Source organism: Planctomicrobium stercoris (assembly GCF_051465655.1).
In the GTDB taxonomy this organism is placed as follows: Bacteria; Planctomycetota; Planctomycetia; order Planctomycetales; family Planctomycetaceae; genus Planctomicrobium.
Genome location: NZ_CP195791.1, coordinates 1517094 through 1531022, shown reverse-complemented (window position 1 = coordinate 1531022; position 13929 = coordinate 1517094). Strand labels below are relative to the sequence as shown.

The window sequence follows — 13929 nt, the reverse complement described above, 5'->3', positions numbered from 1 at the left end:
CGATCATAGGGACATTCATGAGTAACAACGCCTGAGTCGCCTGCGGACGGGAGAGCAAAATGCTCTAGTGATTCACGATAAATTCGTTCGAGTTGAGCAACGCCCAGTACAGGTCCTGATAGGCCGTCAACGGATCTCGCTGGGCTTTCATCATCTTCTGCAGCTGACTGATTTCCGAGCGGGTCGGAGACCGGCCCAGCGATGCGACGAACAGGGCCTCCATCCGGGAGGCGTCGTTGCGATGCCGCGGGTCGGACAGGACGGCATGGACATAACTTCCCTTCTCGGCACTGATCGCCTTCTGCACGAGCGGCCCGTTCATCATCAGCAGTGCCTGCGGAATGCTGCCGCTGAACAACGTCGGTTCGTCATCTTCATTTCCGCCGAAGATCCGCAGAAATTCGCCCAGCCATCGTTCCCGCTGCTCTTCAGCAGCTTCGAATCCGCTTCCCCCGGCCCGATCGGCGTTGGTGGCGATCAGTAAGGAATCGTATAGCTGTTCGGCCTGCATGGTCTTCACGTACATGTGACTGAAGAGCGGCACTTCCCCGGCAGAAGGATTGTCGAATTCATTCTTGGGATTGAACTGGCTGGTGAGGTTGTAAGCCTTGGTATTGCAGATCCAGCGGGACAGCTGCTTCAGGTCGTAGTTGCGGGCAACAAATTCCTCGGTCAGTTTGTCGACCACTTCAGGATGGCTCTCGGGATTATGCGGTCCCATGTCGTCCACAGGCCGCGTGAACCCGTATCCCATGTAGTGCCCCCACATCCGGTTGACCATCGCCCGGGCCACCTGATGCGAGGAATCTTCCTTGCACATCAGCCGTCCGAGTTCCTGGCGACGGTCAGGGGCATTGTGATCGACTTCCGTCCCGCGATACGTGGGATACGCCACCTGCATCAGGCCGGCACGATTTTCGAAATAGACCGGCCCGCCAAAGTCCCGATACGCGAGTTCCGAATAGTCGTCGTCCATGTCCCCGGTTTTGGGGTTGTACTTCTCGTGGTCGATCCGGCGAGTCTGACGGAGGAAGCTGTTGAACTCCCAGAACTGATTCTGCTTCCATTCATTGAACGGGTGATTATGACACTGCGTGCACTGCACCTGCTGCCCGAGGAAGATGCGGGTCAGGTTGGCCGTCGCTTCGACGTGATACTCTTCGCTCCCGGGATTTCCTTCCAGCTGCGCGAGAATGAAATTCACAGCCCCGTTTTCTTCGAAGTGCCCTTCAGCGGTCACAAGGTCGTAAACGACGTCGTTCCAGGGGCGGTTTCGAGCAAACGCCTCGCGCAGGAACTTCCGCATTCCGACCCGGCTGGTGCGGTCGGGAGTGTTTCGCCCGATCAGAATGTTGGTCCAGATCTCCGTGAAATTCCGGACGTAATCCGGATGCTCGAGCAGTTCATCGATCAGCTTCGCCCGCTTATCGGGTGCGGTGTTGGCAAGAAACGCTTCGACCTGATCGGCGGGGGGAATGTGGCCAACGATGTCCAGATAGACACGGCGAATCCATTCCGCGTCATCCGCGATCGAGCTGGGAGTCGCTTCGTTATCAACCCATCCCTGAGTGATCAGGTTATCCACGACAACAACGACGCGGTCCGAGATTCCGGTACTGAAGTCTTCCACCTTCGGCGGACCGGCAGCCCACACCGGGGCAGCGGTCAGAACTAACCCCGCCAAGGTCAGGCAACCCGTGAGTGTCCACTTCGATTCGCGTCGCTTCGCCATCCGGTTACTCGCTCCGAACATTCATCTGTTCCTCAAAAGCCTGTCAGACGGGAACTTCCGCTTCACAGGCGATCCAGACTTCTAGAATACCGCAACTCTCTTCAAACAGTTCGTCCGAAATCGGGAGACATTGTTCAATTCACCAGTTTCCGGAATGACTCCCGCTCCGACCGGAACACAACCAAAACCGAACAACGACCCCCTAAAGCATTACCCTCACAGCCCTTGCAGCCGAACCAGAATCAAAAACCTTCGCCAGGCGGGAGAACGTCGAACCACATTTTGTCCCCCTCCCTGCATTCCCTGAGGGCTCCCTGAATTTTTCGGCCGGAGAGTCGAATCGTCAAGCGCGCGGACGCGTCGACTACAATTTCGCATTCCCCTTCATCCCAACGACTTACGGCCCCGCGACCGCCAGAAACCGGGCCTTCATAGTCAAGATAGTCCGCCCGATGATCCGGGATCGATTCCGCTTCCACCCGGCCGCCGGAAATGGGGGGTGACAGAAGCCGCCAGCTGCGCAGCGTCTCCCCCGTCTCCAGCATCAGATCCCAATGCAGGAACGGCCAGTCGTGGGTGAGGATGACATATCGGGGCATACGAAAAACAAAGGTTCAGCGCCATCCTGACAGGTGGAACAGGCATTTCTGCCTGTTCGCAATGATTTCGATGGTTCCAATCCGGGCCGACAAAATGTCTGCCCCACCTGCCAGTTGAGAATGAGAGACCAAAGGACAAGAAGAGGCCCGGTCATGGAACGGGCCTCTTGCCGAAAATCCACCGAGTCTCAGGATGATTCTCAGACCTCGACGTTGATTTCGTAGCCTTTCCGCTGTTCCCGCCGCTGCATTGACTGGGCCAGTGGATTGTTGGTGACCTCTTCCTTCTTCGCATCCCAGGCGAGATTCTCGTTCAGGCGGATGGCGATGTTGGCCAGATGACAGGTGGTCATCGCCTTATGATGAGACCAGACATCGGAGATTGGCCGTTCGCGAGTCTTGATGCAATTGACGAAGTTTTCCTGATGATTGGAAGGAATTGGCCCGCCATAGACCTTCTCCAGAGCCCCCTCCGGCAGCGGATTCGTATTGAGCTCCTCCACAGGGGCCCCCTTCATGCCGCCCCGCGACACATGGAAGCGCCCTTTCGTTCCTTCGAACAGAATCCCGTTGTTGTCCGGTGACTCGCTGACAATGTGCATTTCCACGCCGTTTCCGAACATCACCTTCACGTCGAAGTTCGTGGCAGCGTTGTAACGGTCGTCGAGCGTCGGCATGCCGTTTTCGAAGGGAACGGGATGCTTCGAGGAGACTGGTTCCACGCTTACCGGTCCCTGGCCGGGGCCGTTCTGCTCGATGGCCCATTGGGCGATATCGACGTGATGGGCGCCCCAGTCCGTCATTTTCCCGCCGGAATATTCGTACCACCACCGGAACTCGTAGTGGCAACGGCTGGCCCCGTACGTGCTGCCGGTTTCCTTGAAGCGGAAGTCGACCAGCGGAGCCTGCCCCAGCCACATCTCCCAGTTCAAACCGTCCGGGACAGCTGCCACAGGAATCGGACCGCTGTCGCTGGACCCACCGATGTCACATGTCACCTTCTTAATGTCCCCGATGCGACCATCCCGGATCAGGGCAATGGCCTGCAGGAAACGCTTGCCCATTTCGGTCCGCTGCTGGGTCCCCACTTGAAAGACCGCCTTGGTCTCCTCGAGGACCTTGATGATCTGCTTCCCTTCATGAATCGTCAGGGTCAGCGGTTTTTCGCAGTAGACGTCCTTCCCAGCCTGCATCGCTTCAATGGCGATCTTGGAGTGCCAGTGGTCCGGAGTGACAATCACGATGGTGTCGATCTCTTTCCGGTCGAGAATCTTCCGGTAATCTTCCGCCAGTTCGATCTGCGGGACCTTTCCGGAATTCCGCTGATCCTCCTCCACTTTGCCGCGAGCCGAGTTCAGGTGCTTCTGGTCGACATCGCACAGCGCGACGACATCGCCATAGTTCTTCATGTTCGAATACGGATCCTGCCGCCAGCGGTCCCCGGTCCCGATGCAGCCAATGGTCACGCGCTCGTTCGGACTGCGGGCGGCAATCTCTGCCAGAGAGCGTTTCGTCTGGTACCAGTACGGCATCACCGCCCCGGCTGCTGCAAACGTGGAAACCTTGAGGAAATCACGGCGGGAATTCAGTGGGGACATGCTGCAGCTCCTGGATGAACCACCAGTGATGGAACATCGGTTTTTGATGCGGTAAACTCTCCTCTGAACCGGGAGTGTATCGCAGAGGTGACTGTTGATGCAAAACCACCCAGCGCGACAGCCTCCTATGCAAACCGCCCCGACTTGCCTGAATCGTCCCGCGATCACAACGATTGTGGTCCTCCTGCTGACGGCACTCACAGTCAGCTGTGGTTTCGGATCGATCTGCTGCGCACAGGGAATCGCGGAGCCGGATGGAGTCGTCGAACTCCAGAAAGCGCTCATCCGCGTCACACGTGCCGTCGAGCCGGGAATCGCAGCGATCGGCCTGTTTCTGTCGACCGATGAATTCCCATTTCCCCCCGAGCTCGATCTCTTTGAAGGGGTCTCGCAAGGAAATCCTACGGCTCCGCTCCCTGCCCGACTCGGAAGCGGGGTCATGTTGCAGGTCGATTCCGAAACGCAATCCGCATTGATTCTGACCACGGCAGAATTATTGGATCTCGCGATACGTCACGGAGTCGTTCAACCCGATGTGAAAATTGCGGTCCGGCTGCATTCTTCCCGGACATTCTCCGCGTCGATCCACGCTCTCGACCCTCGCAGCGGACTGGCGGTGCTGCGTGTGGATCTACCCAGCGACGCGACGCGACGTTCCATTCAACCGATCCCACTCCCGGCAGATGATCACTTTGAAAAAGGAATGCTGGCTCTGGTGTTCGGCGATCCCTGGGAAGTTGTCCGCACCGGGAGCGGAAGTGTCTCCCTGGGGATCATCAGCAATCTCACCAACAGCGGTGGCTCAGCAGTTCCAGCTTCAACTGGGGCGATCTCGTCGCTCCATCCCTGGATGCAGATTGATGCTCGCTCAAGCGCCGCCGCGAGCGGAAGTGCGATCGTGAACTTGAAAGGCCAGCTCCTTGGGATCGGGTCCGCTTCCGGTCCGGCGCGGCGAACACCTCGAACGGGACTGGCTGCCATTCCCTGCACTCCCGAAATTCGCAACACGATTTCCCAGCTGCTGGAGGGGAAAGAGATCGAGTATGGCGACCTGCATGTCCAGCTGGAGACGAAGTCTGCGGGGGCAGAATCTGCCGATCTCACAGGTCAGAAGAACCGCCACAGCACAGTGGTCGTCACGGATGTCATAACAGGTTCTCCAGCGGAGCGCGCCGGACTCAAGAAGAATGATCTGATCCTTCAGGTGAACGGAAAAGAGGTGGCCACTGCGGGCGAAGCGGTCTTCGCTATCTCCGCCTTCGCCCCCGGATCGGTGGTCGACCTGCAGGTTGATCACCCCGGAACAAAAACACGGGAGAACCTGAAAGTCCGACTCGGAAAATGGCCTGTTCCCATGGGCTTCAAAGGACTTGCGACTGCCAATCCGGATCGCGACTGGAGAGGAATGCGGATCGATTTTCCCGCGCCGCATCCTCAGACCGCGGGAACAGAGAGTCCCCTCGAACTGCCACGAGGGGTGCTCATCCGGGAGGTGCGGCCGGCAACTCCCGCAGCGATTGCCGGACTGAAAGCGGGCGAGATCGTTGCGAAGGTAGGCGAGCAGCCAGTAGAAACACCATCTGAGTTTCAGGATGCATTGAAATATTGGCCGGAGAGAGTGCCGATCACCCTCTCCGATGGTCGAGAAGTGATAGTCGAAGTGAAGTAACTGATTCAGTGTTCAAGCAAAGATTGAAATTGAGGTTGTGTGCCACTGCTCTCTGAGCAGTGCCGAACGGTGTAACGGCAAGAGTTGCCTGAAGACTGCATCAGCAAACGGACGTTCCACTCGCACGGCTCACAGAGCCGTGGCACCTCGAATTAGAGTCTTGGCGAAGCACGAGTCGCTGGCACTTTACGAAGAGAACAACAAAATTCAGGATGCTGCGTCCCCGGGGACTGCGCACAACACTGTAGATTCAGATTCCTATGAAAACAGATGAGCTTCGCGAAAAGTATCTCGACTTCTTCGTCTCCAAGGGCTGCGTCCGCCGCCCCAGCGACGTGCTCGTCCCGCGCGGGGATAAGTCCGTGCTGTTCACACCGGCGGGGATGAATCAGTTCAAGAACCAGTTCCTGGGAATCGGGCCGCTGGACTTCACAAAAGCCACGACCTGCCAGAAATGCCTGCGAACCGGGGACATCGGCAATGTCGGCGTCACCGCGTATCACCATACGTTCTTCGAGATGCTCGGGAACTTCTCGTTCGGGGATTACTTCAAGAAGGAAGCGATCCACTGGGCCTGGGAATTCCTGACGACCAAGAAATGGCTCGGCCTGGACCCGAATCGGCTGACCGTCACCGTCTATCTGGATGACGATGAAGCGTTCAATATCTGGGAAAAGGAAATCGGCCTCCCCCCCAACCGCATCAAGCGGGAGGATGAAGGGGAAAACTTCTGGCCCGCCAACTCGCCCAGCCTCGGCCCCGATGGCGTCTGCGGCCCCTGCAGCGAGATCTATTACCACCCCCCCAGCGGCGGCAAAGAAGTTGAGATCTGGAATCTCGTCTTCACCCAGTTCAACCGCGTCGGGAATCCCCCCAACAATCTCCAGCCGCTCCCCAAACAAAACATCGACACCGGGATGGGGCTGGAACGATGTGCTTCGACGCTTCAGGGTGTCGAAAGCAACTTCGAGATCGACACGATTCGCCCGCTGTGCGTGGCGGCGGGAGAAGCAGTCGGAGTCAAATACGACTTCAAAGCTGAACATGGCCGCGCGCTGAGAAGAATCGCCGACCACATTCGCGCCGTGACGATGTGCGTGCATGAAGGGGTTGGCCCCAGCAACGAGAAGCAGGGATACATTGTCCGCCTTCTGCTGCGACGTGCCTTGCTCGAAGGCTATCTGATCGGCAAGCAGGATGCGTTTCTGTATCAGCTGGTTCCTGCTGTCGTGGATGCCATGAAGCATCCGTATCCTGACGTCGTGCAGTCCGTCGTCGCCGCAGCAGACACCATCCGGGAAGAAGAACAACAGTTCCTGGGGATCATTGAACGAGGACTCGCCCGGTTCGACCGGATTGTCGAACGCTGCAAGTCCGGATCGGCGAAAGCGGTCACCGGCGAAGAGGCCTTTGAACTTCATACTCAGGAAGGCTTCCTGATCGAAATGACCGAGGCGATGGCCGCCCGGCACAACCTGGCTGTCGACACGAAGAAGTTCCAGGAGCTACTCGATCAGCATCGCGAAACCAGCGGACGCGGCTCCTTCTCCGATGCCGTCATGGCTGCCGGCCCGCTGGACGCCATTCGCAATTCGTCAGGAGCAACGACTTTCCTCGGATACGAGAACACGTCCGGCATGGGGAAAGTGATCGGAATCATCGCCGAGAAGCAGCTCATCGACAGCGTGGAAGACGCCGGACGAGCCGATCCCATTGCCGTCGTTCTGGATCGCACCCCCTTCTACGGGGAGACCGGTGGCCAGGTGGGCGACACCGGTATTCTAAAGAACTCCAAAGGGGCCATCTTCAACGTCATCGACACCCAGCGTGATGGCGATCTGGTGCTCCACATCGGACACCTGACAGGCGGCGTCCTGAAGGTCGGGGACGAAGTCGAAGCGGAAGTGAAAGCCGATCGACGTGCCGGGATCCGACGCGCACACTCGGCAACTCACCTGCTCCACCATGCCCTGCGAATGGTGCTGGGACCCAACGCCCAGCAACGCGGTTCTCTGGTCGACAATGACTTCCTGCGGTTCGACTTCTCTCATAAGGGTCCGATGACCCAGGCAGAAATTTCGCAGGTCGAAGACGAGATCAACGCCCGGATCGCAGAAGGAGCCGCAGTCACCACGGTGGTGACCGACCAGCAGACCGCTCGCGACCGCGGAGCGATGATGCTCTTCGGCGAGAAGTATCCGGATCAGGTCCGGATGGTGACGATGGGCGATTTCAGCATCGAACTGTGCGGGGGAACTCACCTTTCCAACACCGGGCAGGTCGGCCTGTGCCGGATCATCTCGGAAGAAGGAGTGGCCAAAGGGGTTCGCCGCGTCGTCGCTTACACCGGACATAAGTCGCTGGAGCACGTTCGCGAAACGGAAAACCTGCTCAAGCAGGTGGCGACTTCATTGAAGGTGCCGCAGCTGCAGGAACTTCCCCGGCGGGTCGAACAGATCCAGGCGGAACTGCAGGCGGCACGTCAGCAGCTGGCCCAGTTCACCAAGGCGTCGGTCGCCGACTCCGTGCTGGGCCTGCTGAGTGAAGCTGAAGTGGTTCAGGGGACAAAGATCGTCAGCTGTCGCATTGACGGTGTCGACCGTGAGACCCTGAAGCTGTATGCGGACGACCTTCGCAAAGAAGGGGGTTCGGTGGCGGTCCTGCTGGCGACGGTCATTGATGGCAAGGTCGCCCTGCTGGCAGCGGTCACTCCCGATCTGATCAAAAAAGGGATCAAGGCGGGGGATTGCGTGCGGGAGGCGGTCAAGCTCGTGGGGGGTGGAGGCGGCGGACGTCCGGACATGGCCGAGGCTGGCGGAAAAGACCCCAGCCAGATCGACGCTGCCCTCAAAGCCGGGTCTGATGTCTACCGTCAGGCCTTGAACGGATAATTCGTTTTGTACCTATCGCTGTATGTTGATTCAGCTTAAGAAACAGACGTGCGGAATTGACGTAGGTAGCGCGAACAGTAGAATCGACGATCCCTTGGGGATTCGCTTCCTGCTTTTGAGCCCTGTGAAGCGGATTTTCCATGTCGAGTCGCTCAGCAGGAGAGTACGAGTGCAGGTTGAAATCACGTGTCGTCACGGTTCGATCGGGCCGGATTTTCAGGAATACGTCACACGAAAATCGCAGAAGCTGCTGACGTATTTCGAGCGAGTGACCTCCATTCGCGTGACTTTCTCGTACGAATCCGACAGAGTGACCGTGGAAATCCTCGTCGACGCGGAGCACAAGCACGATTTCGTGACATCACTGGAAGGGGCCGCCAGCGAAGTGAACGCCTGTTTCGATCTCACGCTGACCAAAATGGAACAGCAGATCAAAAAATACAAAGAGAAAGTTCAGGACCACCGTCGGGACAAACCGCTCAACGAGGTGGTCGGAGACGGGTTGGAAACAGAAGAAAACTGAACCTTCGGACATTGAAAAGCTTACAGACCCTGTGAGATTTTTGTCTGAAAGTTTGCCTCCCGAAAAAGAATCTGGCCACGCGCTCGCCGGAACATGAAAAAATTGTCATAGCTGTCCGCAGCTGTCGACTTCAGTTCGCTAATTTATTTTGCGGTTTTTTCGCTGTGAATTTCTGGGCGATTGAACCTGATGAACATGAAAAAGGATCTCTCGCATGCGGCTCACGGAGTTCGTAGTCAAAGACGCCATTCTTCCCCAGCTGCAGGCGGACTCGAAACAATCCGCCATCCGGCAGATGGTGGGCAGCCTGAAAAACTGTGGAAAGATCCGCCCCGCCGATGAAGAAGCGATCATCTCGGCAATCCTGAAGCGAGAAGAGCTGGGCTCGACCGGAATTGGTCGTGGCGTGGCAGTTCCGCACACAAAACACCCGTCCGCAGACGCCATTATCTCTACAGTGGCGATCTGCCATGAAGGGCTCGACTTCGAGAGCCTCGACGGTGAAAGCGTCTACATTCTGTTTCTGCTGATCTCCCCTCCCGATCGCCCCGGCGATCACCTGCGAGGTCTGGAAACAATTACAAGACACCTCAAAAACGACGACTTCTGCAGCTTCATCCGACAGGCCACCACGACTCAGGCAGTCTGGGACCTGCTCCAGGAAGCTGACGAAAGTCACATCTAAGCGTTCCGCATCCGTTTTTCCAGAGAGGGTCCCGGCTGGTTTGGCGCAGAATTCGCTCTTGCGCCGACTAAAAAGGAACCTCATGCCTACACTCGCTCCCCCAAGTGGTTATTCGTTGATCAGCCGACCCGTCAAGTTGCAGCTTGCGCAGGGGCTCCATATCAGAGCCTGCTCGCGGGTTGTTGCGCTGGTCGGTCAGTTTCAGGGACAGATCCGCATCCGGTGCGGCGAACGCTGTGCGGACGCCAGTTCGATGTTTGATCTGATCCAGCTCGTGGCGGTGCCCGGTTCGGAGTTGATCCTCGAAGGAGAGGGAGACGGAGCGGAGTCTGTTCTGGACTCACTCGAACAATTTCTCTCCCAGACGACCGAACCCAAAGAGTGACAGGACTGTCACTCCGCTGTCGGCCGGGAGATCGGCCAACAGCGGCCTTCGGTGGCAAACTCCTGTGAATTCGCACCTCAGAAGCGGTCTGCCTCCCGTCCTTTCTCAGCGTTTGCTCAGTCAATCCCCTTCGAATCGCCCTCCCCATCACCTTCCGCAGGTGCTGGTTTTCTGGAGCGCCGCCCCCCATCTTAACCCGGTAAACGATCCGGAAGGCCTTGTGTTGAAACGAGATGCCGTTCCTGCGCACAATACGCACGGGCCTATCAGGAGAATAGATGTTCATCAAGCATGGGATTGCGGTTTCACCGGGCATTGCCATCGGTCCCGCATTCGTGCTGGGGGTCGAAGACTTTCGAGTCCCGCAGAATTATGTCAGCGTCGCAGCAGCCGAGTCTGAGATCGGTCGCCTTCACGCTGCGCTCGACAAAGTCGCGAGCGAAATCTCAGCAAACGAAGCGCTGGCTGCCCAACATTTGGGCAAACAATACGCCGCAATCTTCGCTGCTCACCTTCAATTTATGCGCGATCCCAAACTGATCGCAGAAATTGAAGAACGCATCCGCGATCAGCATCAGTCGCCGGAATTCGCCTCAACACAGGTGCTGCGCCGCTCGGCCAAAGAGCTTCAAAACCTCGGCAATCAATACCTCGCCGAACGGGCTGCGGACATCTTTGACCTGGAGCGAAGTCTGCTGCGGCACCTGCTGGGGGAAGAACGCGAAGAGTTAACGCACGTCACCGCGCCGGTGGTGGTGCTCGCTCACAACCTCACTCCGAGTGAGACCGCCAACCTCAACAGAAACTTTGTGCAGGCCTTCGTCACTGAAGTGGGAGGCAGCACCAGTCACACAGCGATTCTCGCAGGGGCGCTGGAAATCCCTGCGATCGTCGGCGTCGGGGACTTCCTGACCGACGTGTCCGGTGGAGAGCTGGTGATTGTCGATGGCGAAGAAGGCCGCGTCATCGTCGGCCCCGACGAAGCGACCCTTGCCCAGTACAAGGCGAAGCAGGCTCGCAGCCGAACCAAAACCGAACATCTGCAGGCTCGCGTCGAAGGACCGGCTGAAACCCGGGACGGCACGCGGATCCTGGTCTGCGGAAACATCGAATTCCCTGAAGAAGCCGAACACTGCCGACTGCGCGGAGCGGACGGCATCGGACTTTACCGCACCGAGTTCCTCTACATGGGGACCAGCAAGGAACGCTCGGAAGAGGATCATTATCAGGCCTACCTGAACGTCATCCGGAGCTTCCCTGATCAGCCTGTCGTCATCCGCACACTCGACCTGGGAGCCGACAAGATCCCCGGTGTGATGAAGCACGTCTTCCGCGATATCACGAATCCGGAACTCGGGCTCCGCAGCATCCGCGTCAGCCTCGAGTACCAGAACCTGTTCAAAACCCAGCTGCGAGCCATCCTCCGAGCAGCGAATGAAGGGGATGTCCGTGTGATGTTTCCACTCATCTCGTCGCTGGCGGAATTCCGTCAGGCGAAGATGGTGTATCGGGACGTCTGGGAAGACCTCGAAGAACAAGGGGTCCCCTTCCGTCGGGACATGCCCGTTGGAATGATGGTAGAAGTTCCCTCAGCTGCCCTGATGGCAGAAGAATTTGCCCGGGAGTCGGACTTCTTCTCGGTCGGGACGAACGACCTGATTCAATACACGCTGGCAGCGGACCGGTCCGACCCTTCGGTTTCCAAGTACTACAACGCAGCTGACCCAGCGATCCTCATGCTGTTGCGAAGGATCTTCGCAGCCGGGGAACATGCCGGCATTCCCGTCACCATCTGCGGCCAGATGAGCTCGGAACCGAAGTTCGTCCCGTTGCTGATTGGCATGGGACTGCGGCAGTTCAGCGTCACTCCACAGGCCATCCCGATGATCAAGGAAATGATCCGGAACATGTCGCTGGCGGATGCGGAAGAGATCGCACACAAGGTCTCGCAGTTCGAACTGGCCCGCGATATCGAGTCCTATCTGCGGGGCGAGCTGAGGCGTTTTCTGCCGGAACATCAGCTCAATTCCGTGTGAAGGCGGCAATTTTCGCTTGAGAATGCCCCTGCAGCCGCTCCCGTTGGCGAATGTTGTTGACCATGGGGGACCCCTCGCCATAGAAGCTGCGCGATCATTCGTCGCAGTTTGCGAGGGTAATTCCAATGCGTCCCTGGATGGCCGCCATCTTGTTCTCCACCGCGCTCCTGGCAGCGCAGGCGTCCATGGTCTGCGCCGAGCAGGGGAAACCGCGACGCTACCCGGAACTGCTCGAGTTGATGCAGGACAGAGGGAGCGAGAGCTCCGTTCAGACTGCGAACTACGAGGAACCTGCCTGGGCGAAATCACCCGGTACTTCCGCCAAGCCTGCTTCGACAACCAGCCCCATCATTCAAGCGTCCGCAACTTCGGAAGCCTGGCCTGCCTATCTCCCCCCTGCCCGGTCGTCCCGACTTTCAGAACCTGTCGCTGCCCCGCCCGCGACCCCTCTGGCCGCACCTCCGGACCTTGCCGAAACAACGATCCGCAGGACCGCTTCCTCCGCGGAACATACGCTGACGGTCCGTGAACCGGATCGCAGCTCGCCGCTTCTGATTCCAGATCTCCCTGAACCAGCCAACCTGCAGCCGAGCCACTACGAGTACAACGCTGTCACTCCCCCTGTCGCATTTGCTGGCGATGACACATCACTGCAGCCTATTCCTCAAGCTCCCCCTGAACCGGAGTCAGCATCAACCGACCAGCAACCCATTGGTCAAGTGTTGAGTTCCGAGCCGTTCTACGAAGGCGATGCGTCTTACGAGGACGGAATGGCTTACGACATGGGTTATGGGCCCTGCGAAGACTGCGTGGAGGACCGATGCGCGTATCGCAACTTGTTCCCTCCAGACATGTGTCAGGAAACGGACCCCTGCGGCGAGTTCCTGCCGTTTGGAAACTTGGGGATCAAAGCAGGCAACGAACGTGTGATCACCGGCGGCGGGTTCTTCATCCCGCTCTGGCAAAGCTGTGACAGCATGATCTTCACCGATCTGCGTGGAAGCGTCGACGATCATCACTCCGGCGATGGTTACTTCGGGCTGGGGTACCGGACCTATATGGATCCGCAATGGATCTTCGGAACCTATATCTATGCTGACCTGATCGCTACGAATCAGAAAAACGTTTTCGGGCAGGCACAGCTCGGCTTTGAACTGCTCTCGCTGAACTGGGACTTCCGCATCAACGGATACGCTCCCGGGACAGCGACACAGGAAGCGGTCACCCAGAGCGGGATTTCGAACGGGACTGTCGTCACCCGGGACTTCCGCGAACGTGCCTACTCAGGATTCGATATTGAAATCGGCCAGCGAATCCTGAACTGGGGCTGGAACGATCAATACGAAGTTCGCTGGTTCCTCGGGGGTTATGGATTCGGAAAATCGTCCGACACGTTTCCATCCTTTGGAGGTCCGCGAGGTCGCATTGAAATGCGTATTTATGACCTTCCCTGGGCTGGACAGCAGTCCCGCATCGAAACCGGTGTCGAAGCAAGCTATGACCGCGTCCGGGATGGCCAGATCTTCGGCTACATCCGTGCCCGCATCCCATTTGGCCCGAAACAAGGCCGCCCTGCCCTGGACCCGATGCGCCGCCGCATGGTCGACACGCCGATTCACCGCGTGGATTAACGTTCTTGCTGTGAACGATCATCGCGAACGTAGGGTCCGCTGTGCGGACCAGCACCAAGTTTGCGTGGAACTCCGAGCAAATTAACTTCCACAAAAGAATGCACTCGCTCACGCTTCGTGCTCTGATGTCTACTCCGCTTCAAGCTGCATGATTTGCGGACGGACGTTCCTTGGCGAACT

At 58.0% G+C, this 13929-nt stretch carries 10 protein-coding genes; 7 read left to right on the top strand and 3 right to left on the bottom strand.

Translation table 11 applies throughout. The annotated features are described in order from the left end of the window. Positions 1–64 precede the first annotated feature (64 nt). From SH661x_RS06310 to SH661x_RS06300, 3 genes are all read right to left on the bottom strand, one after another. Complete coding sequence (locus tag SH661x_RS06310) at positions 65–1732, bottom strand: DUF1549 domain-containing protein (protein WP_437229113.1); 1668 nt, start codon at positions 1730–1732, stop codon at positions 65–67. 242 nt (positions 1733–1974) lie between these two features. Continuing rightward, positions 1975–2331, bottom strand: coding sequence for a DNA polymerase ligase N-terminal domain-containing protein (locus SH661x_RS06305; RefSeq protein ID WP_437229111.1), 357 nt, complete (start codon positions 2329–2331; stop codon positions 1975–1977). 200 nt (positions 2332–2531) lie between these two features. Beyond that, positions 2532–3929: a Gfo/Idh/MocA family protein gene (locus SH661x_RS06300; protein WP_437229109.1), complete on the bottom strand. Its 1398-nt coding sequence runs from the start codon at positions 3927–3929 to the stop codon at positions 2532–2534. Between the two features lie 127 nt (positions 3930–4056). Here SH661x_RS06300 and SH661x_RS06295 point away from each other — a divergent pair, with 127 nt between their 5' ends. The 7 genes from SH661x_RS06295 to SH661x_RS06265 all read left to right on the top strand — a co-directional run bounded on the left by SH661x_RS06295 (position 4057) and on the right by SH661x_RS06265 (position 13749). Further along, positions 4057–5598 (top strand): PDZ domain-containing protein, encoded by a 1542-nt coding sequence (locus SH661x_RS06295; protein WP_437229107.1) that lies wholly within the window; start codon positions 4057–4059, stop codon positions 5596–5598. Between the two features lie 260 nt (positions 5599–5858). Next, entirely contained in the window at positions 5859–8489 is a 2631-nt protein-coding gene (gene alaS, locus SH661x_RS06290) for an alanine--tRNA ligase (protein ID WP_437229105.1), read from the top strand. 169 nt (positions 8490–8658) lie between these two features. Then, positions 8659–9012 (top strand): ribosome hibernation-promoting factor, HPF/YfiA family, encoded by a 354-nt coding sequence (hpf, locus tag SH661x_RS06285; RefSeq protein ID WP_437229103.1) that lies wholly within the window; start codon positions 8659–8661, stop codon positions 9010–9012. 214 nt (positions 9013–9226) lie between these two features. Next, the gene (locus SH661x_RS06280) at positions 9227–9697 is read left to right on the top strand and encodes a PTS sugar transporter subunit IIA (RefSeq protein ID WP_437229101.1); all 471 of its coding nucleotides are present in this window, start codon (positions 9227–9229) and stop codon (positions 9695–9697) included. A gap of 82 nt (positions 9698–9779) precedes the next feature. Then, a complete protein-coding gene (locus tag SH661x_RS06275) occupies positions 9780–10082 on the top strand; it encodes an HPr family phosphocarrier protein (RefSeq protein ID WP_437229099.1) in 303 nt (100 codons plus the stop codon). Positions 10083–10360: 278 nt separating this feature from the next. Further along, positions 10361–12118 (top strand): phosphoenolpyruvate--protein phosphotransferase, encoded by a 1758-nt coding sequence (gene ptsP / locus SH661x_RS06270; RefSeq protein ID WP_437229097.1) that lies wholly within the window; start codon positions 10361–10363, stop codon positions 12116–12118. Between the two features lie 137 nt (positions 12119–12255). Beyond that, a complete protein-coding gene (locus tag SH661x_RS06265; RefSeq protein ID WP_437229095.1) occupies positions 12256–13749 on the top strand; it encodes an inverse autotransporter beta domain-containing protein in 1494 nt (497 codons plus the stop codon). Positions 13750–13929: the final 180 nt, after the last annotated feature.

Coding starts and splice junctions, on each gene's coding strand:
- SH661x_RS06310 (WP_437229113.1), bottom strand. CDS start 1,732: ATGGCGAAGCGACGCGAATCGAAGTGGACACTCACGGGTTGCCTGACC.
- SH661x_RS06305 (WP_437229111.1), bottom strand. CDS start 2,331: ATGCCCCGATATGTCATCCTCACCCACGACTGGCCGTTCCTGCATTGG.
- SH661x_RS06300 (WP_437229109.1), bottom strand. CDS start 3,929: ATGTCCCCACTGAATTCCCGCCGTGATTTCCTCAAGGTTTCCACGTTT.
- SH661x_RS06295 (WP_437229107.1), top strand. CDS start 4,057: ATGCAAACCGCCCCGACTTGCCTGAATCGTCCCGCGATCACAACGATT.
- alaS (WP_437229105.1), top strand. CDS start 5,859: ATGAAAACAGATGAGCTTCGCGAAAAGTATCTCGACTTCTTCGTCTCC.
- SH661x_RS06280 (WP_437229101.1), top strand. CDS start 9,227: ATGCGGCTCACGGAGTTCGTAGTCAAAGACGCCATTCTTCCCCAGCTG.
- SH661x_RS06275 (WP_437229099.1), top strand. CDS start 9,780: ATGCCTACACTCGCTCCCCCAAGTGGTTATTCGTTGATCAGCCGACCC.
- ptsP (WP_437229097.1), top strand. CDS start 10,361: ATGTTCATCAAGCATGGGATTGCGGTTTCACCGGGCATTGCCATCGGT.
- SH661x_RS06265 (WP_437229095.1), top strand. CDS start 12,256: ATGGCCGCCATCTTGTTCTCCACCGCGCTCCTGGCAGCGCAGGCGTCC.